The sequence below is a fragment of the Ralstonia sp. 25C genome (assembly GCF_051904805.1).
Lineage (GTDB): Bacteria > Pseudomonadota > Gammaproteobacteria > Burkholderiales > Burkholderiaceae > Ralstonia.
In genome coordinates this window covers 2,795,809-2,820,974 of the sequence record NZ_CP196737.1, presented here as the reverse complement: position 1 = coordinate 2,820,974, position 25,166 = coordinate 2,795,809, and the positions used below count along the sequence as shown (strand labels likewise).

The window sequence follows — 25,166 nt, the reverse complement described above, 5'->3', positions numbered from 1 at the left end:
GGCTCGCAGGAAACCTGCGATTATACTTTTTGTATTAAGTGTCTGCTTAACGCCCCGCAGACGGCGACGGCGATACAACAACATCGCACCGGCAATTCATGGCCATCACCACGCGCCGCAACAATCGGCGTTGGCGCGCCCGCCCCCACCCCTTACAATTTCAGCTTTGCCAGCATTTGAGCCTGCCGCATAACAAGACATGGCTGGCCCTGGCCAGACCCTGTCGGCACTTCTCACCTCATCATGACCACGCAAACCGCACCCACGATCGAAATCGGCGCAGATGACCTGCCGCTGCACTGCCCGACCGCCAAGACGCCGACCTGGAACTACCACCCGCGCGTGTTCCTCGACATCGCCGATACGGGCGAAGCCAAATGCCCGTACTGCGGCACCGTCTACAAGCTGGCTGCCGGCGTTGAACTGAAGGGCCACCATTGAGCCCGATTCACCCGCTGTACGCCGATCAGGCGAGTTGATGATGCGCAAGATCTTGGTAGTCGCCCCCAACTGGATCGGCGACGCGCTGATGGCGCAACCGCTGTTTGCGCAGATCAAGGCGCGGCACCCGCGCGCGCAGATCCACGCGATCGCCCCGAAGTGGGTGGCGCCCGTGCTCGCGCGCATGCCGGAAATCACCCGCGTGCTGCCCACCGAACTGGCGCACGGCAAGCTGCAGCTCGGCAGCCGCACCATGTTCGCGCAGCAGCTCAAGAACGAAACGTTCGATGCGGCGTATGTGCTGCCGAACTCGTTCAAGAGCGCGCTGATCCCGTGGCTGGCCGGCATTCCGCTGCGCATTGGCTACAAAGGCGAATCGCGGCTGGGCGTACTGAACGTGCGCTACCCGAATCCGCCCAAGAGCGAGCGTCCGCCGATGGTGCAGCACTATGCAGCGCTGGCGTTCAAGCCCGGCGCCAAGCTGCCCGACACGCTGCCCGATCCCAAGCTGAATGTGGACGTGCAGCGCGTGGCTGCCACCTCGGCCAAATTCGGCATTGCCGGCAATGCGCGGCTGATCGCCTTCTGCCCGGGTGCGGAATACGGCCCCGCCAAGCGCTGGCCCGCCGAGCACTTTGCCGAACTCGCGCAGATGCTGCGCCGCTCGTTCCCGTACGCGCAGATCATCACGCTCGGCTCCGGCAAGGACCGCGAGACGGCCGACGCCATCGTCGAGCGCGCGCCGTTCGTGCGCAACCTCTGCGGCGAGACCTCGCTGGATGAGGCGATCGACCTGCTCGCGCGCTCGGAAGCCGCCATCTGCAACGACTCGGGCCTGATGCACGTGACCGCTGCCCTGGGGCGCCCGCAGGTGGCCGTATTCGGCTCCAGCGACCCGCGCCACACGCCGCCGCTGTCGCCTGCTGCGAGTATCATGTGGCTCCACCTGGAGTGCAGCCCGTGTTTTGCACGCGAATGCCCGCTGGGCCACCTGCGCTGCCTGCGCGACATCGGCCCCGAGATGGTGTTTCATGAATTGCGCCGGCTGCTGCAGCCGCAGTAACCACAGTAACCACAGCGCGCCCCTCCCCCCAAACCTTCGCCCGCCATGCCACGATTTGCCCGCCTGTTCGAAGCCGCCGAGGACATCCTCGAAGCCTATCGCGATGCGCTCAAGCGCCGCGATGCCGACGGTGCGCTCAAGCTGTGGCTGGATGAGGATTCGGTCAGCTTCATCCTGCCCGACGGCCAGCGCCTGCACGGCCACGAGCAACTGCGCGGCTGCCTCGATGCGCTGGTCGAAAAGAATCCGGTGTGGATCGAATGCCTCAGCCAGCAGGTGCATTCGTCGCTGGGCGTGTCGATTTTCGAAGCCACGGAAGCACTGCGCTTTTCCGCCACAGCCACCGAGGCGGATCTGTACGTGCACACGACCTACGTGTTGATGCAGAACCACGAAGGCTGGCGCATCGCCCACGTGCATTCCAGCCAAGCTGCTGAAGAGCGCGTGGCCGCCTCCATCGCCAGCGTCACGCACTCGCTCCACTAAGCCCGCCGCTCTGGCGTGGCCGCCGTATCGTTTGATGATGCATCCGCTTCGCCACGCCCCCCCTGTTGATCTGAACCTTGGCGCCCTGCTCGCGGGGCCGTTCGAGCCGCATGCCTTCCGCTCGCCGTGGTGGCTGATCGGCGGCAATGCGCAGACCATCGTGCCGGCGCGCTTGTGGCGCTTTCCGCGCATCACCTACCGGCGCGAGCGCTGGACCACGCCCGACCACGACTTCATCGACCTCGACTGGGCCACGCATGATGCAGACGCGCATGCGCCGCTCGTCGTCATGTTCCACGGGCTGGAGGGCGACTCGCGCAGCCACTACGCACGGCTGCTCATGGACGCCCTGCGTGCACGCCGCTGGGCTGGCGTGATCCCGCACTTTCGCGGCTGCTCCGGCGAGATGAATCTCGCCCCGCGCATGTACCACTGCGGCGATGGCGCAGAAATCGGCTGGATTCTTGAACGACTCTATCGCGAGCACTGCGCGCCGCAAGGGCGCAAGCTGCTGGCCGTTGGCATCTCGCTGGGTGGCAATGCGCTGCTGCGTTATCTGGGCGAACGCGGCATCGACGCGCGTTGCGTGAGCGCTGCGGCAACCGTGTCCGCGCCGCTGGACATGCGGGCCGGTGGCGCCGCGCTGTCCAAGGGCTTCAACATGGTCTACACGCGCATGTTCCTGCGCACGCTTAAGCTCAAAGCCAGCGCCAAGCTCGATCAGCATCCGGGCCTATACGACCGTGCTGCGATGCTCGCCACGCGCAACCTCGGCGAGTTCGACAACCTCGTCACCGCGCCGCTGCATGGTTTTCGCGATGTGCTCGACTACTGGACCCGCGCGTCGTCCAAGCCCGTGCTGCATGACGTGCGCGTGCCCACCCTGGTGCTGAACGCGCGCAACGATCCATTCCTGCCGGGCCAGCACTTGCCAGGTCCCGCAGATGTGTCGCCCGACATCGTGCTCGACCAGCCGCTGCATGGCGGCCACGTCGGCTTTCTGCTGCGACATGACGCTGGTCTGCGCCACCTCGCCGGCCGCGTCGATTGGATGCCCGCGCGCGTGCTGCGCTTCTTTGATGACGTGCTGGGCCGCACACCGCACGACAATGCCCATGGATGACATCGTCCGCCAGGCCATGGCCAAGTGGCCCAACGTGCCGGACTGCTTCGGCTGGCTCGCGCTGGACCGCCGCGGCCAATGGCGCATGCGCAACGAGTTCGCGCAGGCCAACAAGCTGTCGGGAGACCCGATCAGGCATGCGCCGCTCGTCGATTTCATCGTCCGCAATTATGCGCATGACGATGCTGGCCGCTGGTTCTTCCAGAACGGGCCACAGCGCGTGTTTGTCGAACTCGATTACACACCGTGGATCGTGCGACTGATGCCCGACGGCGAAGCGCAGGCCTTCACCACCACGAGCGGTGCCACTTTTACGCCCACTGGCTGCTTTGCCGATGAGCGTGGCAACGTGCTGCTATCGGGCCACGTGGCTGGGCGGGAAACGGAAGAAACGATCGCCGTCCTGCACGATCACGACCTGGAGCCGTTTTCCGCGCTGGCGCAGTGGCATGGGGACGCGTGCGGCGCCGCGCTCGGCACCCTCACCGTCGGCGCGCATCGGCTCGACATCGAGCCCATCCACAGCACGGAAGTCGCGCGGCGCTATGGGTTCGTACCGCACCCGGCCACGTAGCACGCCCTACTTCGGCAGCGCCTTTTCCTCGACCTTCTCTTCCTTGTACTGCCGCTCCATCTGGTGCAGGCGCGCGTCGACTTCCGACAGCGTGTAGAAATCCCCATCCCCCGCATCCCGCGCGAGCTTGAGTTGCTCGACGGCCGAACCCCAGGCGCCATCGCGCGCGTACTTCTCGGCCAGCGCGCGGTGCTGCTCGACACGCTTGCCCTGATCGGCATACGCGCGGGCTAGCATGTCCCACCAGATTGATTGCGTGGTGTCTTCGCGGGCTTTGTCCTTCAGATAGGGAATCGCCTCGTTCGTGTTGCCGGCGGCCAGCAACGTCTGCGCGTACGTGATACCGACCGCGCGAGAGAGCGGATACGCCGTCAGCGCGGCGCGCGCGAGCGTCATGGCTTCCGGCGTGCGATTGCGGGCGCGTGCCAGCTCGATGGCCGTCACGTCCAGATCCGCACTGCCGGACGTGATGCCCGGGATATTGCCGTACAAGCGACGCGCTTCCAGCAACGCCTGATCCGCCTCATCCAGCCGCCCCGCCAGTTGATTGGCGACCGCGATGCCGTACCACAGCGCAGCACGCTTCTCAACCGGCGCATCCGGCGCCGACGTCAACTGCGAGCGCATCGCATTGCGCACATCGAGGTAAGCGCTGGTGGAGGTCTCCTGCAACACACGGGCGCGCACCTTGGCGAAGCCGAATTCCGGCCGACGGGGCTGACGTGGATGCGGCAGGCCGCGCGCGCGGTCTTCCATGTCGGCGATGCGCTCGCCGGTCAGCGGGTGGGTGCGTGCGTAGCCGGGAATCACACCCGTGTCGGCAATGTTGGTCACACGCTGCAGACGTCGGAAGAAGTCCGGCATGCCGTCCGGGTTGTAGCCGGCACCAGTGAGCAGCGTGAAGCCGACGCGGTCCGCCTCGCGCTCAGCGCTGCGCGAAAACGCCAGCTGGTTCGACACCGCCGCCGCTTGGCCGCCAATCGCCAGCGCCTGCGCGGCATCACCGCTCTTGGTGGCCGCCAGCCCGGCAAGCAGAATCGACGCCAGCGCAATCCACATCGACTCGCCCGACTTGTCGATGCCGCGCGCAATATGCCGCTGCAGCACGTGGCCGATTTCGTGGCCGAGCACCGAAGCCAGCTCCGATTCGCTATCCGTGGCCACCAGCGTGCCCGTATTCACGCCGATATAACCGCCCGGCAGCGCAAACGCGTTAATGCCCGGATCACGCACCGCAAACAACTCGAAGCTCGAGGCCGACGCCGACGTGCTGCCCGCCACATGCTGCCGGCGCGCCGCTTCGATCAGCTTGTAGCCGATACCGTTGAGGTAATCGGTCAGCAGCGGATCGGGCACGTAGTCCGGGTCCCGGCGAATCTGACGCATCACCCGGTCGCCCAGGCGGCGCTCCGTCTCCGGCGACAGCGCCGCCGTGGATGGATCCCCCATATCGGGCAACTCATACGTCGGTGCGTCAATGACGGTCGGGTCCTTCTGCAGATACGGCGATTGGCGACCGATCTGCACGCTGCGGTTCAAGTTGCTTTGCACCTGATCGGCCGCTGCTGCGGAACCCAAATCCAGAGGCATCGAAGCCGCCGGCGCCGAAGCCGCTGCTTGGGCCAACACAGGCAACGGCAGCGGCGTAAGCCACGTCGACAACAACACAGCAGCCGTCAGCTTACGAACGCGCGGCCGAAAAATGGAAAGCGTCATACGGAAAGCAGGGAGTGCGGAATCAGCGCGGCGACATCGCCGCAAGCCGGGTGCTTGCTATCATAAAACGCTTCGCACTCTGCTCCGCAAATCGCGCTGTTACCCATGTCGCAACTCACCCATTTCGATTCCGCCGGACAAGCCCATATGGTCGATGTCGGCGACAAGGCCGTCACGCACCGCGTGGCCGTAGCCACCGGCACGATCCGCATGCTGCCTGAGACGTTTGCGCTGGTGCGCGACGGCACGGCCAAGAAAGGCGATGTGCTGGGGATTGCGCGCGTTGCGGCCATTCAAGGTTCCAAGCGGACTTCGGATTTGATTCCGCTGTGCCATCCGTTGGCGTTGACCAAGGTGGCGGTTGATTTTGCGCTGGATGAGGCAGCGAGCACTGTCCGCTGTACGGTGCGTGCTGAGACGCGTGGGCAGACTGGGGTGGAGATGGAGGCGTTGACTGCCGTTCAAGTCGGCCTGCTCACCATCTATGACATGTGCAAAGCCGTGGATCGGGGGATGGTGATCGGGGATGTGCGGTTGATGGAGAAGCGGGGGGGGAAGTCGGGGGAGTGGGTGGCCACCTGACACACAAAAAAGAGCGCTGACTAAGCGCTCTTTTTTTCCGCATTAGGTCTTTGCAGGCACCCCTGTCTTTGATTGGCTACAGGGCTTAGTGCTTGCGCCTGTTGCTACGCCAACAAAAATCCACGCGAGCACATTCGCGTTCGTCGCACCGTCGGGAGTGGCGGTGACCGTACAGCTACCAACAGCCGGTTGTCCCTCCATGCTAATGACCCCCCCACTGCCCAGGGTTACCTTCGCATTTGCAGGAGCCGGAAGTTGTTCATAGCCTATCTGCGTTTTTAAGAGATCAGAGGTATCGCATGTTCCAGCAATCGTGCCGCTATTTTTCTGGGCACACTCAGCAATTGCCAGCTTCAAGGGTTGAATCTGTGTATACACTTCCGCCCACTTTGAACGCGTCACGTAGTCTTGATACTGCGGGACAGCAATGGCAGCCAAGATGCCAATGATGGCAACCACAATCATCAACTCGATGAGGGTGAAGCCGCGCTGGCGCTGATGGTTGCTTCGATATTGAACTCGCATAGATTTCTCCACAATTTATGATTTCGATTCACTCGGAAACCCGATGTGAAGCGAGATTAGTGGACAACCTTGCAATATGGATATCAGACAATAAATTTTTACCAGCGCATAATCCAGTTCTTAAAAATCAATCTCGCGCTTCAATTCAGAAAATTTACATTGAACTCCTATTCATTCTGCGCTAGCGAGAAGTTTTTCCGATTTTAGACGCGAACAGAAATTCTTTAAGCCGCCAACGTTGCGCTGGCAGGCCTGGCTCAGCAAGGCACTTTGCGCAGCGAAATCCGTCCAGTAGTGATTGTGAAGACGCCGGACCTGAATGACGGCTTCTTCATTCTTACCTTGGAAGGCGAGCGCCAGCGCATACCGCTGGATCGTCGAGGACGCGGGGTAGAACTGCACCGCCTGCCGCTCAAGCTTCATCAGCAAGGGGGCTGTTTGCTCAGTGACAGACGCGTTCATGGCCGTGACCAATGTTGCGTAAGGGGTGAGCAACACGGGGCTGCCTGGGTGCCCTGCCGATTCGATACGCGCGCCCGGCACGAAATAAAGCCGCTCGAGCACACGGTAATCCGCCCACAGACGGACAAGAAGCACCGCCCCCAAAACAACGATCACCCCCGAGAAACCCCAGGCAACGGGTGGCGAAGGAAACCGTAGCGTCCTGTTGTCGAGCAAGCCCAGAACGAAGGCAAACGGAAACAGAAAAAACACGTAGTGAAGCGGGTACTCCAGCAACGAATGCACAACCATCACGGCAATCACGGCGGACAGGAATGCCACCTCCGGAGACCGCAGTCGCTTGGGTAATTCAAGCGACCACCACGCAAGCGGAACCAACACCGCCAGCAAACCGGCCATGCCCGCCTTTGCCAAGAGGTCGAGCACGATGTTGTGTGCATTCATCGACATCTCGACCTGGCCGACTGTGTCTGTTTGCACATATTGATTCCATGCGTAGTCGCCCCAGCCGCCGCCGAGCCACGGGTGCGCGAGGAAGATGTGCCAAGCATGCTTCCAGAGCAGCGGGCGCAGGCCCACGCCCTCCTGCATGCGCTGCCCCATGGAGCCCGGCAAGTCGAGCGCCCAAGCGCCATTGGCGAGCGAGATCAACCCGCCCCAGCTCTGGTACGCCAGCGCAAGCAACAGCACGGGACCGCAGAGTGCGAGCAATCGGATCAACCAAGCACGGCCCCGCGCTTCTGCTGCAAGCGGTATACCGGCCAACAGCCCAACCAGCGCAATGTGGATCCACGTCACCCGCGAGAACGTCAATGCCATGCCCAGCAGCAAGGCGAGCACGGCGACCGTCAGCAAGCCGAGGCACTTCCGGTGGCGCTGCCCCAGAAAGAGACATGCCGCCAGTCCAAACGCGAGATACGTACCGACGTGATTGGGTTGATTCAGATTGCCCCACATGCGCCGCGCGCTGCCCGTCGGGGTCATTGAGAAGAAAGTCTCCGGCAGGTTCGGCACGCGGAACACTTGCACCAACTCAATCGCCACTGTCAGCAAGCCACCAATGGTGACGGCGACCGCAAGGGCATCCAACACCCCTGGCAAATCGCGGCAGCGCGCGCCTAACCCGCAGATGACGGCAGCCGCCAGCAACGCCGCGATGGCTCCGGAAGAGAAGAATGGATTGAGCGGTGGCGCAATCGCCAGCTGCAGGATCAACACTGCAATCAACGCCAGTGGCGCAAGCGCGGCTCTCGGCAGGCCAACGGCTTGGCCCCACGTGGCGCCCAATACCGCCGCCCCCAGCGCGATCCAGCATGCGGCTGCCACCCACTCGGAATAGAACGTGGGGATGGGATAGGTATGTGGCGCGACCAGGAACGGGATCACCCAGCACGCCCCCAGGGCTAGCCAGACCGGTAACAACAGAACGGAGAATCGGCGCATCGGTGAATAGGACTGCGGAGATGCTGAAAACGAAAAGAGCGCCCGGAGGCGCTCTTGCTAGGCGGGCTAGTTTAGCTTAGGGGCCATGCTCAGTACTAGGCCGAGGCATTCATAGGCGGGAAATCAGCTTGGCAACTTCTTCCAACGCCGGCGAGACAGTGCTGGAGACACACGTACGCTCAATCTGCACCAGCGAGCAGTTTCTCAGCCTTGAGCCTTGAGCAGAAAGCTTCGAGCCCCTCCACCTGCTTGGTGCAGGCGGACGTCAAGGACCGCGATTGTTGAGGATATTCCGCCCAATACTGATCGTGTAACCGCCGGACCTGAGTGACGGCTTCATCGGTCTTCCCTTGAAATGCCAACGTCATCGCCCAGTGCTGAACTGGGCCCGGCCCAGGGTAAAACCGCACCGCTTGGTGCTCGATCGCGGCCAAGAGCGGAGCCATTTCTCGTGTTACGGCCGCGTTGTTAGCGATCGATAGGTTACCGTAGGGAACCAGCAGCAATTGCCCACTCTGCTGATAGCGCGGCAACGCCGTTGCCATGTCATCAAGCGAGTAAAACAACTGCTCGACAGAGCGGTAATCGATCCACATCCGCCCCGTCAACACGACGCTGCAAACGGTGAACACACCGACCAGCATCCACGTCATATTGGAAGAGGGAAAGCGGAGCTGACGCTCGTCCACGTATCCCAATGCAAAAGCAAAGGGCAGCAGGAAATAGAGGTAATGCAGCGGATATTCCAGCATCGAATGTGCTGCCATGACTAAGATGATGGCGTAGAGAAAGGCAAGCTCAGGTGTGACGCGACGCTTGCATGCAGCCAGCAGCAGCGCAAAAAATGGCAGCACCACCGCCAGCAACCCGACAACGCCCACCTTGGCCATCAAATCCAGCACGATGTTGTGCGCGTTCATGGCCATTTCGACGCGGCCAAGGACATCGGTCTGAACGTACTGATTCCAAGCGTAGTCGCCCCAACCGCCCCCGAGCCACGGATGCGACAAGAAAATGTGCCATGCGTGGTTCCATAGCAGCATCCGCGCCCCAACGCCTTCACCCATCCGCTCCCCTAGCGACGATTGCAGCCCCAAGCTCCACAGCACATTGGCATAAGCAACCAGCCAGTTACACACCCCATAGGCCAACACTAGACCAGCCACCGGCGCACACATTTTTGCCCAGCGACGAGCACCTTGCGCCTCCGCAGACCAAGCCAATCCGGCAAGCCCGCCGACCAGCACGATATGCACCCACGTCACGCGAGAGACAGTGAGCGCCATGCCCAACAACAAGACGACGCCGACACCTGTCAGCACAACACGCAAGTGCTGACGCTTATGCGCCAGAAAGAAACACGCCGCCAATGCAAACGCCAGGTAAGAGGCCACATGGTTGGGTTGATTCAGGTTTCCATGCATGCGGCGGCCAATGCCGGGTGGCGTGACCGAGAAGAACGCGCTGGGTAAATTCGGGACACGAAACAGATGCAACAACTCAATCGCCACCGTCAGCAACGCGCCGAAGATAATGGCCACCGCAACCGTATCCAAAACGTCAGGCACTCTACGGCACCATGCCCCGAAGCAGCAGATGACTGCAGCCGCAAGCAAGGCCACGATGGCCGCGAATGAAAAGAACGGATTCAGCGGCGGAGCAACATTCAATTGCAAGATCAACACCACGATCAATGCCAGTGGCGCGAGCACAATTCTCGGCACTTCAACGGTTTGCCCCCACATGACACCCACAATTGCCAGCGCGAATGCGATCCAACAAACGGCGGCTACCGACTCTGAATAGAACGAGGGAATGGGGAACGTATGCTTTGTCACCAAAAATGGGATCACCCAACATGCCCCGAGGGCTAACCAGACTGGCAGCAACGAAATGGAGAATCGACGCATCTGTAAATAGGGGCAAGAAAGGCTTGAAACAAAAAAGCGCCCGAAGGCGCTTCTGCTGGTTCTCAGTTTAACGCAACGGTTGGCCCAGGCGCTGCAGTCACGGCGGCTAGCCGTTCAGTCAAAGCCATCGACGGGCGCATACCCCTTAACGCTGCCCTGAGCATCGAGCAACACGACCCACGCATCCAGTTGCTTTCGGCTCACCAGCGGCAAATAAAAGACTTGGTCAAGCGGCAGCCCGGTTTTTTGCGCAGCTTCCTCAACGACAGCCTGCTTGCCCTGCGGCAGCTTGCCCCTCAACTCGGCGAGCTTCTTCATGCGTTGCTGCACCACTGGCCGGCTTTTTTCGTAGCTTTGCCACCAACCCGGGCGGGCACTCGGTTGTAGACCTTGGAACGATATGTCGAGGCTTTTCAAAGCCTCATCGTTATCTTTGGGAGGACGCGTTCCCAGAAGGACTGGGCCTGTCCATGACAGCGCTTGGAATTGAGACGGGGCCTGTGGCAAATCGCTTGCGTCGATTTCCGCCGCAGAAACTGCCACTAAGCGATCCACTTCAAAAACCAAGACCACTGGGCGAGCCAAGCTCACACTGTAGAGCCCATACACCAATGCGGCCAGCTGCACCAACGCCACCAAAGACAAATCCAACGTCAATGTGCGGCGTGATTTGGCCGGATTGACCAGTACAGCCGTGAGCAGCGGACCACAAACCACATCCACACTCACCATGACCCAGAAGAGATGCTGGCCGCCAGACAATACCCGGAAGGGATATGGGAACCACACCCCCAAAACGACGGCTGCAGCCGCCAGCGCCAGCAGCACACTCAAGCCCAGATGAAGACTTGCCGCTCGAATGGCTGCGCGAACCCTAACGTGATTGAACATTGAAGAAAAAAATCGTAGTCCAAAAAAAAGGATTTCGGTTTCCCGAAATCCTTTTCCGAACACTTCCCAAGATTTAACCTAGGAAATTACGTCCTATTAACGGCATTCTGCGGGAGCGTACTTTGCCAGAATCGTAGCATTAGCAGTGCCGGTAAAACCGTCAACTGCCGCCTTGCCCGCGCTATAGCAAGTCCACTTGATAGCGGTTGCAGGCGGGACACCTGCCTGCAACGGGGCGCCCGCAGCCGACGGCGCCACAACCAGTTGGTTGCTACCAGTCGGCACCATCGAAGAAGGATACGCCACGGTGATGACCCCAGCAGCGGTGTCTCCGACAACGCTGAGGACGTTCTTGGAAACCAGGCCAGTAGTTCCGGAAGTAGCGGTGTAGCCATTCAGCCCGCAGCTAGCGCCAGAGTTGCACGACGATGTCGTACCGTTGGCACTCGTTGGCATGGTTGCAAACAAACCGCCGCTAGCAGCCGGCGTACCGTTAGCAGCATTGTCCGCCACGACAGGCTTCAGACCAGCGGCCAACACCAGACCTTCCGACACTTTCGTGCGGATGGTGTAATCCTGATAAGCCGGCAGCGCGATGGCAGCCAGAATACCGATGATCGCGACCACGATCATCAGTTCGATCAGCGTGAAACCCTTCTGGACACGCTTGTTGAGTCGCATCGACTTCATGAAATCCCCCGGATTGTTTGGTTAAAGATGATGCGAGGGGGATAGAGCATGGACCGTGCCAGCCGAAAAAGCGTGCTTGTCAGCGAAAAGCTGACGCGGTTCGTATGAGCGGCGTGACAGACTGTGACAACTTTTGACACCAGTTGACGAAGTTCGTCAATTTGCGATTCATAGATCACTTATACGTGCCGCACCGTCCGCCGGCTCAACCATCGGCCCAGCGCCACTACAAGCAACGCACCCAGCAGCCCAACCACCACATCCGCATACGGCACCGCCTGCTCAAACCAAGCCGCATCCACCGGATCCGTCACCAACATATCCCCCGCCAAATAACCCAGCAACGCCGCCCCCAACGTCACGATCATCGGAAACCGCGCCATCACCCCCACCAGCAGCGTGCTGCCAAAGACGATGAACGGCACCGACAGCCCAAGCCCCAGCACCAGCAGCAAGAACGCCGTCCCCGGCGGCCCCTTCTCTGCCGCAGCGGCCACGGCGACGACGTTATCGAGCGACATCACCAAATCAGCAATCAAGATGGTCTGAATCGCGGGCCACAGGCCGTCGCGTTGATGGTGATTCGCTTCTTCTTCTTCTGCTTCGGCCAGCAGCTTCACGCCGATGTAAACCAGCAGCACCGCGCCGATCGTCTTCAGATACGGCAACGCCAGCAGCTTGACAGCCAGGATGGTCAGCACGATGCGCAATACGATGGCGCCCGCGCTGCCCCAGAAAATGGCCTGCTTCTGCTGGCGCTTGGGCAAATTCCGCGCAGCCAGCGCGATGACGACCGCGTTGTCGCCTGACAGCACAACGTTGGTCAGGATGATGGAGCCGAGTGCGAACCAGAATGCGCTTGAGGTGAGCGCCATAGTGTTCCTGAAGCCGTTCTTATGGGAAGGATGATCTGCTTATACACATGTCGTGCCGAGGTCGCACGTTGCATCATCGACAAGCCTCGCGCACAAACAAAAACGGGAGCCGAAGCCCCCGTTCTCGCACAACCTCGAACCTTGCCGATTACAGCATCGCCTTGAGCAGACGCGCCATTTCCGACGGGTTCTTGGTGGTCTTGATGCCGCACTCTTCCATGATGTCGAGCTTGGCTTGCGCGGTGTCGGCACCGCCCGAGATCAGCGCGCCGGCGTGGCCCATGCGCTTGCCCGGAGGCGCGGTCACGCCAGCGATGAAGCCCACCACCGGCTTCTTCATGTTGTCCTTGATCCAGTAGGCCGCGTTGGCTTCGTCCGGACCACCGATCTCACCGATCATGACCACGGCGTCCGTTTCCGGATCGTCGTTGAACATCTTCATCACGTCGATGTGCTTCAGACCGTTGATCGGGTCGCCGCCGATGCCGACTGCCGACGATTGGCCCAGGCCCAGCGCGGTCAGCTGGCCCACGGCTTCGTACGTCAGCGTGCCCGAGCGCGACACCACGCCGATGCGGCCCTTGCGGTGGATGTGACCCGGCATGATGCCGATCTTGATTTCGTCCGGCGTGATCAGACCCGGGCAGTTCGGGCCCAGCAGCAGCGTCTTGCTGCCGGCCTTACGCATCTTGTCCTTGACCATCATCATGTCGCGCACGGGGATGCCTTCGGTGATGCAAACCACCAGGTCCAGTTCGGCCTCAACGGCTTCCCAGATTGCGTCAGCGGCGCCTGCGGGCGGCACGTAGATCACCGACACGGTTGCGCCGGTTTGTGCCTTGGCGTCCTTGACGGTTGCGTAGATTGGGATGCACTCGAAGTCTTCGCCGGCCTTCTTCGGGTTCACGCCAGCCACGAAGGCGGCCTTGCCGTTGGCGTAGTCGCGGCAGCCGCGGGTGTGGAACTGGCCGGTCTTACCGGTGATCCCCTGGGTGATGACCTTGGTGTCTTTGTTGATCAGAATCGACATGCTGTAATCCTTGTTGGCCTTTTGGCAGCGAGTCGCCTCAGTGAGCGCAACTCGCGTTCGCGTATGGTTGGTTCAGCGGGCGGCTTACTTGCCGGCGGCTGCGGCCACGACCTTCTCGGCGGCCTCTGCCATCGTGTCTGCGGCGATGATGGGCAGACCCGAGTCGGCCAGCATCTTCTTGCCGAGGTCTTCGTTCGTGCCCTTCATGCGCACGACCAGCGGCACCGACAGCGACACAGCCTTCGCCGCGGCGATCACGCCTTCAGCGATCACGTCGCAACGCATGATGCCGCCGAAGATGTTGACCAGGATGGCCTTCACGTCCGGGTTCTTCAGCATCAGCTTGAAGGCTTCGGTCACCTTCTCGGTGGTGGCACCGCCGCCCACGTCGAGGAAGTTGGCCGGCTCGCCGCCGAACAGCTTGATGGTGTCCATCGTGGCCATGGCCAGACCGGCGCCGTTCACCAAGCAGCCGATGTTGCCGTCCAGCGAGATGTAGGCCAGGTCGAACTTCGAGGCTTCGATTTCGGCCGGATCTTCTTCATCCAGATCGCGGTAAGCCACGATTTCCGGGTGACGGAACAGCGCGTTCGAGTCGAAGTTGAACTTGGCGTCTAGCGCGATGACCTTGCCGTCGCCGGTCAGGATCAGCGGGTTGATTTCCGCTTGCGAAGCGTCGGTTTCCCAGAATGCCTTGTACAGGCCTTGCAGGGCTTGGCGGGCTTGCGCGATCGAAGCATCCGGCACGCCGATCTTGCGAGCGATGTCGTCAGCGTCAGCGTCGGTCAGGCCGGTCAACGGTTCGATGATCAGCGTGTGGATCTTTTCCGGGTGCGACTCGGCAACTTCTTCGATGTCCATGCCGCCTTCGCTCGAGGCCATCAGTGCGACCTTCTGCGACACACGGTCCACCACCAGCGACACGTACAGTTCCTTCTTGATGTCCGCGCCTTCTTCGATCAGCAGGCGCTTGACCAGCTTGCCTTCCGGACCGGTCTGGTGCGTCACCAGCGTCATGCCCAGGATGCTGCTGGCGTATTCCTTGACCTGGTCCATGCTCTTGGCAACCTTTACGCCGCCGCCCTTGCCACGGCCACCCGCATGAATCTGTGCCTTCACGACCCACACCGGGCCGCCCAGGGTTTCAGCAGCCTTGATGGCCTCGTCGACCGAGAAGGCCGGAATGCCGCGCGGAACCGGCACATTGTATTTGCGCAGGATTTCCTTGCCTTGGTACTCATGGATATTCATGCGTGTTTCCTTTGCTAGGCAGAGTGAGTGTGATGAATGTTGAGGTCGAAAAAATGCGTGCGAGCGGCTCAGTCCCGTCAGGACGACGGTTCCGGCGACGGCTCGGTAGCTGGCGGTAGGATCTTGGCTTCGGGCTGGTAAGCGAACCAGCGCGGATAGTGCTTGCGGACCACCTCGCCCTCTAGATGCAGGGCATGGCAGCCGTGGAGTTGGTAAGGCGGCGTCTCGCCAGGCTCGATCGGCCGGTGGTCGTTGGAGTTGTCGCGCACCGGAAAAACGTCACCCGCGAAGGCCTGAATGGCGGCGGTCGGCAGCACGCCGCAGAGTTCGGTCAGGTGCGTACACCCCGCCACGCCGCCGAGTCTCTCACGCGAGGCCTTTCGGAAACCCTTCATCAGGTTCAGGCCGATGAGCTTGCGGTAGGCCGGGCCGATCGTGTCGCAATGCGTGGGGTACGGCACCCAATCGGAACACGCTTCGGCATCGACCACGTTCATGTGGGTATCGATGGTCACGCGCAGCCACAGGTCGTGCAACGGCTGGCCTTCCGGGCGGACGTTGCCACCAGCGAGCGCGATGTCACGCGGCTTAGCATCGGTCAGGTGCGCTTCGATGTCCCACAGGCCGTCTTCCCGCAAATAGGCCTCCACCGTGATGGCACGGCGGTGACGCATGGCGCGCGGGACGGGGGCAGACAAAGGCATGAACCAGACAGACCGATAGGACCGATGGAGGGAGGCGCGCAAATGTGCTGCGCAACACCTGTAGAACGTGCATGGCTGCGCAGTCGCCGCCACTCACGAGCACAACCGCCCTGCCACGGTAGTAGAGGGCGATATCGAAGCCTTGGATTTTAACACGTCGTCACGACTGAACCGGGTCAGTTGCTGCAACGCGGTAGCAGCGCGGTGACAACAACCGCAGAGGGCGCAACGCGCGGGATCGGCACGCAGAAGGATTGTCCACGCAGATTGTCGCGAGATCGGCGACGTTCACGCAGGATCGTCACCGTCGCCGAGCAGTTCATCCGCCCCCGAGATGATGCGTGACACCACGGAACGCGAGAAACCACGCGCCATCATGTAGCGGACCTGCTTGGCACGCTCGGCCAGGTCGGCAGGTGGCCGGCCGAAGCGCTTGTCCCACAACGCCTTGGCCCGGGCGGCCTCGGTACTTTGCAACTGGACCTTGACCTCGCCGAGTGTCTCTTCGCTGAGGTGATGCGTTTTCAGTTCCTGCATCAGCCGCGCAGTGCCGTAGCGGCCGGCACGACGGTGCACCACGCTTTCGGCGAAGCGGGTGTTGGACAGCCAGTTTTCACGCTCCAGCCCGTCGAGCAGCGCATCGACCTCTTCCGGCGATTCCGCATGCGGAGCGAGCTTGCGGCGCAGCTCCGCCCGGCTGTGCTCGCGCCGGGACAAATAGCCCAGCGCGCGCGCCTTGAGCGACAACGGTTGACGGGGCAACGGCATACGCTTTCACGCCCAAAGAAAAAACGCCCGCCGTTGGGGGACGGCAGGCGTATGAAGCTCGATAGAGCCGCCGATCTGCGCCGACGGCCAACCCAATTACTCTTCGCCGACTTCCTCGGTCACCACAACAGCGTCCATCGGCGTCACGCCCAGGACTTCGCGGACCTTGTTCTCGATCTCGCGCGCCAAATCGGGGTTCTCGCGCAGGTATTCGCGGCAGTTGTCGCGGCCTTGGCCGACGCGCTCGCCGCCGTAGCTGTACCAGGCGCCGGACTTCTCGACCACCTTGGCTTCCACGCCCAGGTCGATGATTTCACCCTCGCGCGACACGCCCTGGCCGTAGAGGATGTCGAAGATGGCTTCGCGGAACGGCGGCGCCACCTTGTTCTTGACGACCTTGACCTTGGTTTCGTTGCCGACCACGTCGTCGCCCTTCTTGATCGAGCCAATGCGGCGGATATCCAGGCGCACCGAAGCGTAGAACTTGAGCGCGTTACCACCCGTCGTGGTTTCCGGCGAACCGAACATCACGCCGATCTTCATGCGGATCTGGTTGATGAAGATGACCATGCAGTTGGTCTTCTTGATGGTGCCGGTCAGCTTGCGCAGCGCCTGGCTCATCAGGCGGGCTTGCAAGCCGGGCAGCGCGTCGCCCATCTCGCCTTCGATTTCCGCCTTCGGCACCAGTGCGGCCACCGAGTCGATGACGATCAGGTCGACCGAGCCCGAGCGCACCAGCGCGTCGGCAATTTCCAGGGCCTGTTCACCCGTGTCCGGCTGGGAGATCAGCAGGTCCGGCACGCTCACGCCGATCTTGTCAGCATAAGTGACGTCAAGCGCATGTTCTGCATCGATGAACGCGCAGGTGCCGCCCAGCTTCTGCATCTCGGCCACGACCTGCAGCGTCAGCGTGGTTTTGCCCGACGATTCCGGGCCGTAGATTTCAATTACGCGGCCGCGCGGCAGGCCGCCGACGCCCAGGGCCACGTCCAGCCCCAGCGAGCCGGTGGAAACAACCTGGACCGGCTCCACCTCGGCGTCGCCCATCTTCATGATGGAGCCCTTGCCGAACTGTTTTTCGATCTGCGCGAGCGCAGCAGCCAGCGCCTTCTGCTTTTCCGCGCTCATCGTGGCTGCCTTCTTGCCGTCTTCCATGGTCGTCCTTCGTGCAAATTGGTGTATAAATGGGCCGCAGGGGCTTGCGATTCCAGCGGTTGCCTGCAACAACGGGCCGCGAGGTGATCGCTCTGAAACGGCCCAATTCCATGACTTTAGCGCCGCCAAGACTACAGCACCGCGAATTCGGAGTACTGTATAAAAAACCAGTGGTTTTGACAAGTCTCCAACACGAATGTCGCGCAAAAACCATGTAGCGGGCGGGATGGGCGAGTTAGACACGCGCCCGAGCATCGCGGGGAGACACGCATGCGCATCCTGATTGCCGAAGACGACGCCACCCTGGCGGACGGGCTCACACGCTCGCTGCGGCAGGCCGGCTATGCCGTCGACCAAGCCTCCGACGGGGCCACCGCCGATGCTGCGCTCTCTGCGCAGACGGCCCAGACCTATGACCTGCTGATCCTCGACGTGGGCCTGCCGCGCATGTCGGGGCTGGAGGTGCTCAAGCGCCTGCGCTCGCGCGGGGCGATGCTGCCGGTGCTGATCCTGACCGCCGCCGACAGTGTGGAAGAACGCGTCAAGGGCCTGGACCTGGGCGCCGATGACTACATGGCCAAGCCATTCGCGCTCTCTGAGCTGGAGGCGCGCGTGCGGGCACTGGTGCGGCGCGGCGCAGGCGGCGGGGCCACGCTGATCCGCCATGGGCCGCTGGCGTTCGATCAGGTCGGGCGCATTGCTTATATCCACGATCAGTTGGTCGAATTGTCGGCACGCGAGATCGGGCTGCTGGAGATCCTGCTCGCCCGCGTCGGCCGACTGGTATCGAAAGAACAATTGGTCGACCACCTGTGCGGCTGGGGCGAGGAAGTCAGCAACAACGCCATCGAGGTCTACATTCACCGGCTGCGCAAGAAGATCGAGGTAGACGGCATCCGCATCGCCACCGTGCGCGGGCTCGGGTATTGCCTGGAACGCGCGGCCGCCCCGACCCCTGCCGCAACCGCCGCCCATGGGTGATCGGCTGGCCTGGCCGTGGCGCCGTCCTCGCGCACCGCAGCCTGACCCTGCCAGCGCGGCGCCCCAGACGGACGACCGCGACCTCGCCGATACCTTGCCCCACCTCGAAGACGACGCCACCCGGCCCGTCGCGCGCTCGCTCTTCGGCGAGATTCTCGACTGGATGCTCGCGCCGCTGCTGTTGCTCTGGCCGATGAGCATTGCGGTGACGTATCTGGTGGCCAAGTCGATTGCGAATGCGCCGTACGACCGCGCGCTGGAATCGAGCGCCATCGTGCTCAGCCAGCAATTGCGCGAAGTGAATGGACGCGTGACGCTGCAATTGCCGATCTCCGCGCGGGAAATTCTGCGTGCCGACGAGACCGACAACATCTATTACCAGGTGCTGGGCGAGAGTGGCGAGTTCGTCTCGGGCGATCGCGACCTGCCGCTACCCCCTGAAGAAGACGCCAGCGCCGGCAGCCTCGTGCAATTGCGCGACGACCATATCCACGGCGCTGAGATCCGCGTGGCGTATACGTTTGTGCAGCGCCCCGGCATGACCGGCGGCAAACCTGCGCTTGTGCAGGTGGCCGAGACGCTCGACAAGCGGGCCCAACTGGCTAACGAAATCATCAAGGGCGTGATCCTGCCGCAGTTTGTGATCCTGCCGCTGGCGGTGATCCTCGTTTGGTTCGGGCTCACGCGCGGGCTGGCGCCGCTCAATGCAATCCAGGAGCGCATTCGCGCGCGCAACCCGGGCGACACCAGCCCCATTGATGAAGGCGCGGCGCCTCAGGAGCTTACGCCGCTGGTGGCGTCATTCAACGATCTGCTCGGGCGGCTGGAGCAATCGGTACAGACGCAAAAGCGCTTCATTGCCGATGCGGCGCATCAGATGAAGACGCCGTTGGCCGGCCTGCGCATGCAAGCCGAGCTGGCCCAGCGCGAGCAATCGCCGGACGAACTGCGCCGCACACTGGCCCATATCGCTGACAGCTCGGACCGCACTGCGCACCTCGTCAAGCAACTGCTCTCGCTGGCGCGCATGGAGAACATGGGGGCGACCGACGGCCTGGTGCCGTTGGATATTTGCGCGCTGTCGCGCCAAGTCGTGGCGGATTGGCTGCCCAAGGCGTGGGCCAAGCAGATCGACCTCGGCTTCGAAGAGCCCGGCCCGCCGGTCATGACGCCCGGCAACGCGACGATGCTCGCCGAGATGCTCAACAACCTGCTCGACAACGCGATCCGCTACACGCCCGACGGCGGGCATATCACGGTGCGCATCACCACGGCGCCGTTCGAGCCGTTCGTCTTTATTGACGTGGACGACACGGGCCCCGGCATTCCCGTGGTCGAGCGGGAACGCGTCATGCAGCGCTTCTATCGCATCCTTGGCACGCAGGCGGAAGGCAGTGGCCTGGGCTTGGCCATCGTGCGGGAAATCGTGCAGCAGCATGGCGGCGATATCGAGGTGCTCGATAACGTGTACCAAACATCGCCGCGGCTGGCGGGCGCGCGTTTTCGCATCACGCTGCACCGCTGCGCGCCGGATGAGGCGCCGAGCGCATGAGCATCACGCCCGGCACCCCAGCACGCCGACGCTGGATCACCAACATGCGCTGGATTGCCGCGCTGCTGGGGATATGGTTTGTGGTGACGTTCGTCGTGGCGTTCTTCGCGCGCGATTTGTCGATGCACATTTTTGGCTGGCCGTTCGCGTACTGGGTGGCGGGCCAAGGGGCGCCTATCGTCTATGTGCTGATCACGGTGCTGTATGCGTGGCGCACCAATCGTGCAGCGGCTGCCGAAGAAGATGCAGAGGCCGCGCACACGCACCCGGCCGAGCCCTCACCGCCACCGTCGATCTAAGCCAGAGTCATGTCGCGCCGAGTTGGCGGAGTTTGACGAACGCCAGCGCGGCCATCACCGCATCGTTGAGCGCATCATGCGCATCCCAAGTCGGGAGTTTCAGCTCTCGCATCAGCGTGGCGAAACGCAGGTCGAGATCGGCATCGCCCTGCTGCCTATACGGCGGCAACTGCCGAAACTGATAGTCGTAGTACAACGCGGAGACTTCGATCTTGGGCTGCGGCAGGCCGATGCCGAGCATTGGCACCAACACGCGATTGAGCATCGCCACATCAAACTCGAGGTAGTAGCCCACCAGCGGCCGGCTGCCGATAAAGTGCAGCAGCGCGCGGATAGCCTGCTCAATCGGCACACCCTCTTCCAAATCCCGCTTGCGCAAGCGATGCACGCAGATGCTCTCTGCACCCACATTGCGCTGCGGCTTGATGAGTAACTCCAGGCGTTCACTCGTCAGGATGCGGCTGCCGACGATACGGACCGCGCCGATGGAGATGATCTCGTCGGTGCGCACATTCAAGCCGGTGGTTTCGCAATCGAGCGCGACCCATTCGTCGGCAAGCGGTGCGTCGAACAGGAAGCGGAACGCCGGATCACGCAGCTTGCGCAACAGGCGGCGCCTTTGCAGCGCATCTCGCCAGTTGGAAAACAGCGTCGTCATGATGGCCGGCGTGTGGTTACAGCCATTCGGTGCGCCAGCGCTGCCGCAGCAGTGCCTTGAAGCGCTTGACCGCACTCAGCGCATCCTTGAGCAGATCCCGCTCCAACGACGACAGGCGCGACAGATGTACGTCACCCAACACCGGCTGATGCGCATCGATGTCTGCCAACCCCGCCTTGAGCCGCAACGCCATCAGGAAGTGCAGGCTTTCACGTAGCTCATTGGCCATCTGCGCGTCGATCGCTTGCGCGCGCACCAACGCGTCCAGCCTCGGCACCGTGCCGGTTTCGTCAAGCACGTGGTGAGCGAGCGCGAGGCTGCGCACGCCGTGGACGATGGGGAAAATACCTTCCTTCTTCACGTCCAGTACGGGGTCGGCATCGCCCAATCCCAGCAGACGATCGCGCCAGCCCGGGGCCGCGCTGAAGGCTTCGATGGCGGCGGCGAAGCGGCCGAGCACGGCGTCGTTGTCGAGCGTCAGGTCCAGCAAGGTGCGACGCAGTTGCTTGAGCAAGGCGGCATCACCGCACACGGCGTGCGCATCGAAGAAGATTGCCAACTGCATCAGGCCTTCCGAGCTCGGCAGGATCAGCCATTCGCGGATGCGCCTAGCAAAATCACTTGCGCTCATGCACCACTCAGGCCGGCTGAGCATGATGCCGCCCGGGCACGGTGGATAACCGAATGCGGCGAGTGCGTCGGAAAAACGTTCGACGATCTGCTGCAAGTCGGGCGGTGGCACATAGCCGTCGCGCAGCACCAGGGCGTTGTCCTGATCGGTCTTGAGCAGTTGCTCGCCCCGCCCCTCGCTGCCCATGACGAACAGGCAGCTGCTGGCGACAAGATCCGGCGGCGCAATCATCTGCCACGCGCGTTCAAACAGGCGCGCGTTGATTTCGCGCACGAGGTGAGCGATGTGGTCCACACGCGAGCCGCCACGCAGCAGCAGCGCCACCATCCGCGTGATTTGCGCGGCCACTTGCGCAAGGGCATCAAGATCCTGCGCCAGGTTGATCTGCACGGTCAGCAGATACGAGTGGTTGGCCAGGAAGCTGAACACATCCAGCGATTCCAGCAGGCCGACAATCGCATCATCACGCGTGACGACGAGGCGGTGCACGCGATGGCGCAGCATCAGCGTCAGCGCGTCGCCGATCTGCGCGGATGCGGGCACGGTGATCAGCGAAAACTGGCTCATCTGCCCGACCGGCAAGCGATCCAGCGGCGCGCCCTGCAGGATGGCGCGCTGCAGGGAACTGCGCGTGAAAATGCCCACCCGCGGCGGGCAGCTGGCGCCGTCGTTGCTGCTATCGCGCACCAGCACGTTTGAGGTGTTATGCGCCTGGAACAGCCTGACCACGGAGACGACGTCCGTGTCCGCATCGACAAAATGGGCGGGCCGAATAAACGCGTCGCTCACGCGGGACACCGCCAGCGACTGCATCGTTTCCAGGCTCTGCCGCTGCGCGATGGCGCTGAGCTTGCTGCCGAGGTCTGAGAACAGCAGCGCGCCAAACGTGGCATTGGTGGCAATGAGGTCGCGCACCGCCTGGCGCGCGATTTGATACGCCACGACTTCTTCGGTGGCGACGAAGCGGCTGCTGGCTTTGCCGGCCACCAAGGCGCGGCCGTCGAAGCAATCGTCGGGGCCGTAGGTAGCGACCAGTTCGTCGCCATCGTATTGGGCGACGCCGCCCTTGATGATCACAAACAGGTGCAGCGGTGCCGCACCCACATCGAGAATGACGTCGCCTTCGGGGTAATAGCCGATGTCGACAGCGTCATGCACCAGATGCTGTTCGTCCTGGCTCAGGCAATCGAAGGGCCAGACGGAGAAGTTGAACGTGCTGGGCATGGTGGCTGCAGAGGGTAGGCGACGCGATGCATCGCCCTGCCCTCGTTCAGCGTGCCGTGCTCGCTCAGTGGCCCGATGCGCCGGCAGCGCCGAGGCCCGTTTCCGAACGCACCTGCTGCGCCGCGAACGAGGCCTTCTCGTTCTTGGCGCGCACGCTGGTGTCCAGCACCGAGAAGAGCCACACGCCGACGAAGCCGATCGTCATAGAGAACAGCGCGGGCGAGGTGTACGGGAACCACGCCGAGCCCTTCGGATAACCCAGCGTGGCTTCCCACACCGACGGCGAAACGATCGTCAAACCCACCGACGAGATCAGCCCGAGAAAGCCGCCAATGACCGCGCCACGCGTGGTGCAGCCCTTCCACAGCATTGACAGGAACAGCACCGGGAAGTTGGCCGACGCCGCCACCGCAAATGCCAGCGACACCATGAACGCGATGTTCTGCTTTTCAAACGCAATGCCCAGCAGCACGGCGATCACGCCCAGCACCAGCGTGGTGATGCGCGACACCCGCAGTTCATCCGCGCTGTTGGCCTTGCCGTGTTTGAAGACCGTGGCATACAAGTCATGCGACACCGCGGACGCGCCCGACAGCGTGAGCCCTGCCACCACCGCCAGAATCGTGGCAAAGGCCACGGCCGAGATGAAGCCGTAGAACACATCGCCGCCCACCGATTTAGCCACCAGCACTGCCGCCATATTGGCCGTGCCCGCACCGCCCTTGATCACACCCTTGGCCACATCGGACAGCTCTGGGTTCGTCAGCACCAGCGTGATCGCGCCGAAGCCGATGATGAAGATCAGGATGTAGAAGTAGCCGATCCAGGTGGTGGCCCAGAACACCGATTTACGGGCTTCCTTGGCGTCCGGCACCGTAAAGAAACGCATCAGGATGTGCGGCAGCCCAGCCGTGCCGAACATCAGCGCCATGCCGAAGGAGATGGCCGAGATCGGGTCCTTGATGAAGCCGCCCGGCGACATCACCGACAGGCCGATCTTGGTGGCCTCGTCGGGCGATTTGCCGGCGTTGGCGGCAATCGCCGTCTTCACCTCAACCGCCTTGGCGAACAGCGCTTCGGGGCTGAACCCGTACTGCGCCAGCACCATGATCGCCATGAACGTCACACCCGCCAGCAGCAGGCAGGCCTTGATGATCTGCACCCAGGTCGTGGCCGTCATGCCGCCAAACAGCACGTAGACCATCATCAGCGCGCCGACGATGACCACGGCCACCCAGTAGTCCAGGCCAAACAGCAGCTTGATGAGCTGGCCGGCACCGACCATCTGCGCGATCAGGTAGAACGCCACCACCACCAGCGTGCCGACGGCGGCAAAGCTGCGGATCGGGCCTTGCTCAAACCGGTAGCCCGCCACATCGGCAAAGGTGAACTTGCCCAGGTTGCGCAGCCGCTCGGCCATCAGGAACGTGATGATCGGCCAGCCGACCAGGAAGCCAATCGAGTAGATCAGCCCGTCGTAGCCCGACGTCATGACGGCCGCGGAAATACCGAGGAACGACGCCGCCGACATGTAGTCGCCCGAAATCGCCAAGCCATTCTGGAAGCCGGTGATGCCGCCACCGGCTGTATAGAAATCCGCCGCCGAGCGCGTGCGCTTGGCCGCCCACTTGGTGATCCACAACGTGCCCGCCACGAACAGCGCAAACAGCACGATGGCGGTGGTGTTGGTGGCCTGCTTGGCGGTCTGTCCAACATCGCCGCCGGCGGCGAACACCGCGCCACAAGTGCCAGCGGCAAGCAGCGCCACCAGCATCGTTGAAAAATGCTTCTTCATTTGGCGATGTCCTTCAGGATGTCCTGCGTCAGTTGGTCGTATTCGCTATTCGCGCGGCGCACGTAAATGCCGGTGATGACGACAGTGAACACGATCACCGCCATGCCCACCGGCACCCCTACGCTCATCACGCCAGCGCCCAGGGGCTTGGCGAGAAACGGCTTGTCGAATGCGATCAGCGCGATGTAGCCGTAGTACACGACCAGCATCAGCACCGTCAGAACGAGGCCGAGCTTGTTGCGCCGCTGCTTGAGCTGCGCATATTTCGGATGCGCCTCGATTTTTCCTACCAATGAATCCATCGCCTGTCTCCTCTATCTCTCTTGGAACGAGTGCG

The 25,166-nt window shown here is 62.4% G+C and carries 25 protein-coding genes; 9 read left to right on the top strand and 16 right to left on the bottom strand.

Annotated elements, in window-relative coordinates; all coding sequences use genetic code 11:
• Positions 1–243 precede the first annotated feature (243 nt).
• Genes ACS7SF_RS13260 through ACS7SF_RS13240 form a run of 5 tightly spaced genes read left to right on the top strand, consistent with a single transcriptional unit; the run spans position 244 to position 3,687 of the window.
• Complete coding sequence (locus ACS7SF_RS13260; protein ID WP_426397134.1) at positions 244–441, top strand: zinc-finger domain-containing protein; 198 nt, start codon at positions 244–246, stop codon at positions 439–441.
• 37 nt (positions 442–478) lie between these two features.
• Entirely contained in the window at positions 479–1,504 is a 1,026-nt protein-coding gene (gene waaF / locus ACS7SF_RS13255) for a lipopolysaccharide heptosyltransferase II (protein ID WP_439890215.1), read from the top strand.
• A 45-nt stretch (positions 1,505–1,549) separates the two neighbouring features.
• Complete coding sequence (locus ACS7SF_RS13250) at positions 1,550–1,990, top strand: YybH family protein (RefSeq protein ID WP_009239042.1); 441 nt, start codon at positions 1,550–1,552, stop codon at positions 1,988–1,990.
• A gap of 34 nt (positions 1,991–2,024) precedes the next feature.
• A complete protein-coding gene (locus ACS7SF_RS13245; RefSeq protein WP_439890214.1) occupies positions 2,025–3,113 on the top strand; it encodes a YheT family hydrolase in 1,089 nt (362 codons plus the stop codon).
• The gene (locus ACS7SF_RS13240) at positions 3,106–3,687 is read left to right on the top strand and encodes a DUF2946 family protein (RefSeq protein ID WP_439890213.1); all 582 of its coding nucleotides are present in this window, start codon (positions 3,106–3,108) and stop codon (positions 3,685–3,687) included. Before ACS7SF_RS13245 ends, ACS7SF_RS13240 begins: the two co-directional genes overlap by 8 nt.
• Before the next feature lie 6 nt (positions 3,688–3,693).
• Here ACS7SF_RS13240 and ACS7SF_RS13235 read toward each other — a convergent pair whose 3' ends face one another.
• On the bottom strand, positions 3,694–5,403 hold the full coding sequence (locus ACS7SF_RS13235) for a beta-barrel assembly-enhancing protease (protein WP_439890212.1): 1,710 nt from the start codon (positions 5,401–5,403) through the stop codon (positions 3,694–3,696).
• A 105-nt stretch (positions 5,404–5,508) separates the two neighbouring features.
• On the opposite strand from ACS7SF_RS13235, the gene moaC reads away from it, so the two are divergent.
• Positions 5,509–5,985, top strand: a complete 477-nt coding sequence (moaC, locus tag ACS7SF_RS13230) for a cyclic pyranopterin monophosphate synthase MoaC (protein WP_439890211.1) — start codon at positions 5,509–5,511, stop codon at positions 5,983–5,985.
• A 42-nt stretch (positions 5,986–6,027) separates the two neighbouring features.
• Here the strand turns inward: moaC and ACS7SF_RS13225 are convergent, their stop codons facing one another.
• From ACS7SF_RS13225 to recA, 11 genes are all read right to left on the bottom strand, one after another.
• Positions 6,028–6,510 carry a pilin gene (locus tag ACS7SF_RS13225; RefSeq protein WP_439890210.1) on the bottom strand — a complete coding sequence of 161 codons (483 nt, stop codon included), beginning with the start codon at positions 6,508–6,510 and terminating at the stop codon, positions 6,028–6,030.
• A 171-nt stretch (positions 6,511–6,681) separates the two neighbouring features.
• Positions 6,682–8,415, bottom strand: coding sequence for a Wzy polymerase domain-containing protein (locus ACS7SF_RS13220; RefSeq protein WP_439890209.1), 1,734 nt, complete (start codon positions 8,413–8,415; stop codon positions 6,682–6,684).
• A gap of 179 nt (positions 8,416–8,594) precedes the next feature.
• Positions 8,595–10,325, bottom strand: coding sequence for a Wzy polymerase domain-containing protein (locus tag ACS7SF_RS13215; protein ID WP_439890208.1), 1,731 nt, complete (start codon positions 10,323–10,325; stop codon positions 8,595–8,597).
• A gap of 114 nt (positions 10,326–10,439) precedes the next feature.
• Positions 10,440–11,216, bottom strand: coding sequence for a TfpX/TfpZ family type IV pilin accessory protein (gene tfpZ, locus ACS7SF_RS13210; protein ID WP_439890207.1), 777 nt, complete (start codon positions 11,214–11,216; stop codon positions 10,440–10,442).
• Between the two features lie 96 nt (positions 11,217–11,312).
• Positions 11,313–11,906: a pilin gene (locus ACS7SF_RS13205; protein WP_439890206.1), complete on the bottom strand. Its 594-nt coding sequence runs from the start codon at positions 11,904–11,906 to the stop codon at positions 11,313–11,315.
• A gap of 179 nt (positions 11,907–12,085) precedes the next feature.
• Positions 12,086–12,781, bottom strand: coding sequence for a TerC family protein (locus ACS7SF_RS13200; protein WP_439890205.1), 696 nt, complete (start codon positions 12,779–12,781; stop codon positions 12,086–12,088).
• A 148-nt stretch (positions 12,782–12,929) separates the two neighbouring features.
• Positions 12,930–13,811: a succinate--CoA ligase subunit alpha gene (gene sucD / locus ACS7SF_RS13195; protein WP_439890204.1), complete on the bottom strand. Its 882-nt coding sequence runs from the start codon at positions 13,809–13,811 to the stop codon at positions 12,930–12,932.
• Between the two features lie 84 nt (positions 13,812–13,895).
• Positions 13,896–15,062: an ADP-forming succinate--CoA ligase subunit beta gene (gene sucC / locus ACS7SF_RS13190; protein ID WP_439890203.1), complete on the bottom strand. Its 1,167-nt coding sequence runs from the start codon at positions 15,060–15,062 to the stop codon at positions 13,896–13,898.
• A gap of 77 nt (positions 15,063–15,139) precedes the next feature.
• Positions 15,140–15,766, bottom strand: a complete 627-nt coding sequence (locus tag ACS7SF_RS13185; RefSeq protein ID WP_439890202.1) for a DUF2889 domain-containing protein — start codon at positions 15,764–15,766, stop codon at positions 15,140–15,142.
• A 288-nt stretch (positions 15,767–16,054) separates the two neighbouring features.
• Positions 16,055–16,534: a recombination regulator RecX gene (gene recX, locus ACS7SF_RS13180; protein WP_439890201.1), complete on the bottom strand. Its 480-nt coding sequence runs from the start codon at positions 16,532–16,534 to the stop codon at positions 16,055–16,057.
• 96 nt (positions 16,535–16,630) lie between these two features.
• Complete coding sequence (gene recA, locus ACS7SF_RS13175) at positions 16,631–17,689, bottom strand: recombinase RecA (RefSeq protein WP_439890200.1); 1,059 nt, start codon at positions 17,687–17,689, stop codon at positions 16,631–16,633.
• Between the two features lie 270 nt (positions 17,690–17,959).
• Here recA and ACS7SF_RS13170 point away from each other — a divergent pair, with 270 nt between their 5' ends.
• Genes ACS7SF_RS13170 through ACS7SF_RS13160 form a run of 3 tightly spaced genes read left to right on the top strand, consistent with a single transcriptional unit; the run spans position 17,960 to position 20,521 of the window.
• Positions 17,960–18,670 carry a response regulator gene (locus tag ACS7SF_RS13170; RefSeq protein ID WP_426397107.1) on the top strand — a complete coding sequence of 237 codons (711 nt, stop codon included), beginning with the start codon at positions 17,960–17,962 and terminating at the stop codon, positions 18,668–18,670.
• Entirely contained in the window at positions 18,663–20,222 is a 1,560-nt protein-coding gene (locus ACS7SF_RS13165) for a sensor histidine kinase N-terminal domain-containing protein (protein WP_439890199.1), read from the top strand. The genes ACS7SF_RS13170 and ACS7SF_RS13165 overlap by 8 nt, the downstream gene beginning before the upstream one ends.
• Positions 20,219–20,521: a DUF4212 domain-containing protein gene (locus ACS7SF_RS13160; RefSeq protein ID WP_439890198.1), complete on the top strand. Its 303-nt coding sequence runs from the start codon at positions 20,219–20,221 to the stop codon at positions 20,519–20,521. The genes ACS7SF_RS13165 and ACS7SF_RS13160 overlap by 4 nt, the downstream gene beginning before the upstream one ends.
• 7 nt (positions 20,522–20,528) lie before the next feature.
• On the opposite strand, the gene ACS7SF_RS13155 is transcribed toward ACS7SF_RS13160, so the two are convergent.
• From ACS7SF_RS13155 to ACS7SF_RS13140, 4 genes are all read right to left on the bottom strand, one after another.
• Entirely contained in the window at positions 20,529–21,179 is a 651-nt protein-coding gene (locus ACS7SF_RS13155; RefSeq protein ID WP_439890197.1) for a 3'-5' exonuclease, read from the bottom strand.
• Between the two features lie 16 nt (positions 21,180–21,195).
• Complete coding sequence (locus ACS7SF_RS13150) at positions 21,196–23,034, bottom strand: DUF294 nucleotidyltransferase-like domain-containing protein (protein WP_439890196.1); 1,839 nt, start codon at positions 23,032–23,034, stop codon at positions 21,196–21,198.
• Between the two features lie 64 nt (positions 23,035–23,098).
• Positions 23,099–24,829, bottom strand: a complete 1,731-nt coding sequence (locus ACS7SF_RS13145; protein WP_439890195.1) for a cation acetate symporter — start codon at positions 24,827–24,829, stop codon at positions 23,099–23,101.
• On the bottom strand, positions 24,826–25,131 hold the full coding sequence (locus ACS7SF_RS13140; RefSeq protein ID WP_439890194.1) for a DUF485 domain-containing protein: 306 nt from the start codon (positions 25,129–25,131) through the stop codon (positions 24,826–24,828). The genes ACS7SF_RS13145 and ACS7SF_RS13140 overlap by 4 nt, the downstream gene beginning before the upstream one ends.
• Between the last annotated feature and the right edge of the window lie 35 nt (positions 25,132–25,166).

Coding starts and splice junctions, on each gene's coding strand:
- ACS7SF_RS13260 (WP_426397134.1), top strand. CDS start 244: ATGACCACGCAAACCGCACCCACGATCGAAATCGGCGCAGATGACCTG.
- ACS7SF_RS13140 (WP_439890194.1), bottom strand. CDS start 25,131: ATGGATTCATTGGTAGGAAAAATCGAGGCGCATCCGAAATATGCGCAG.
- recA (WP_439890200.1), bottom strand. CDS start 17,689: ATGGAAGACGGCAAGAAGGCAGCCACGATGAGCGCGGAAAAGCAGAAG.
- recX (WP_439890201.1), bottom strand. CDS start 16,534: ATGCCGTTGCCCCGTCAACCGTTGTCGCTCAAGGCGCGCGCGCTGGGC.
- moaC (WP_439890211.1), top strand. CDS start 5,509: ATGTCGCAACTCACCCATTTCGATTCCGCCGGACAAGCCCATATGGTC.
- ACS7SF_RS13165 (WP_439890199.1), top strand. CDS start 18,663: ATGGGTGATCGGCTGGCCTGGCCGTGGCGCCGTCCTCGCGCACCGCAG.
- ACS7SF_RS13200 (WP_439890205.1), bottom strand. CDS start 12,781: ATGGCGCTCACCTCAAGCGCATTCTGGTTCGCACTCGGCTCCATCATC.
- ACS7SF_RS13220 (WP_439890209.1), bottom strand. CDS start 8,415: ATGCGCCGATTCTCCGTTCTGTTGTTACCGGTCTGGCTAGCCCTGGGG.
- ACS7SF_RS13250 (WP_009239042.1), top strand. CDS start 1,550: ATGCCACGATTTGCCCGCCTGTTCGAAGCCGCCGAGGACATCCTCGAA.
- ACS7SF_RS13235 (WP_439890212.1), bottom strand. CDS start 5,403: ATGACGCTTTCCATTTTTCGGCCGCGCGTTCGTAAGCTGACGGCTGCT.
- ACS7SF_RS13170 (WP_426397107.1), top strand. CDS start 17,960: ATGCGCATCCTGATTGCCGAAGACGACGCCACCCTGGCGGACGGGCTC.
- tfpZ (WP_439890207.1), bottom strand. CDS start 11,216: ATGTTCAATCACGTTAGGGTTCGCGCAGCCATTCGAGCGGCAAGTCTT.
- ACS7SF_RS13185 (WP_439890202.1), bottom strand. CDS start 15,766: ATGCCTTTGTCTGCCCCCGTCCCGCGCGCCATGCGTCACCGCCGTGCC.
- sucC (WP_439890203.1), bottom strand. CDS start 15,062: ATGAATATCCATGAGTACCAAGGCAAGGAAATCCTGCGCAAATACAAT.
- ACS7SF_RS13145 (WP_439890195.1), bottom strand. CDS start 24,829: ATGAAGAAGCATTTTTCAACGATGCTGGTGGCGCTGCTTGCCGCTGGC.
- waaF (WP_439890215.1), top strand. CDS start 479: ATGATGCGCAAGATCTTGGTAGTCGCCCCCAACTGGATCGGCGACGCG.
- sucD (WP_439890204.1), bottom strand. CDS start 13,811: ATGTCGATTCTGATCAACAAAGACACCAAGGTCATCACCCAGGGGATC.
- ACS7SF_RS13225 (WP_439890210.1), bottom strand. CDS start 6,510: ATGCGAGTTCAATATCGAAGCAACCATCAGCGCCAGCGCGGCTTCACC.
- ACS7SF_RS13245 (WP_439890214.1), top strand. CDS start 2,025: ATGATGCATCCGCTTCGCCACGCCCCCCCTGTTGATCTGAACCTTGGC.
- ACS7SF_RS13205 (WP_439890206.1), bottom strand. CDS start 11,906: ATGAAGTCGATGCGACTCAACAAGCGTGTCCAGAAGGGTTTCACGCTG.
- ACS7SF_RS13155 (WP_439890197.1), bottom strand. CDS start 21,179: ATGACGACGCTGTTTTCCAACTGGCGAGATGCGCTGCAAAGGCGCCGC.
- ACS7SF_RS13160 (WP_439890198.1), top strand. CDS start 20,219: ATGAGCATCACGCCCGGCACCCCAGCACGCCGACGCTGGATCACCAAC.
- ACS7SF_RS13240 (WP_439890213.1), top strand. CDS start 3,106: ATGGATGACATCGTCCGCCAGGCCATGGCCAAGTGGCCCAACGTGCCG.
- ACS7SF_RS13215 (WP_439890208.1), bottom strand. CDS start 10,325: ATGCGTCGATTCTCCATTTCGTTGCTGCCAGTCTGGTTAGCCCTCGGG.
- ACS7SF_RS13150 (WP_439890196.1), bottom strand. CDS start 23,034: ATGCCCAGCACGTTCAACTTCTCCGTCTGGCCCTTCGATTGCCTGAGC.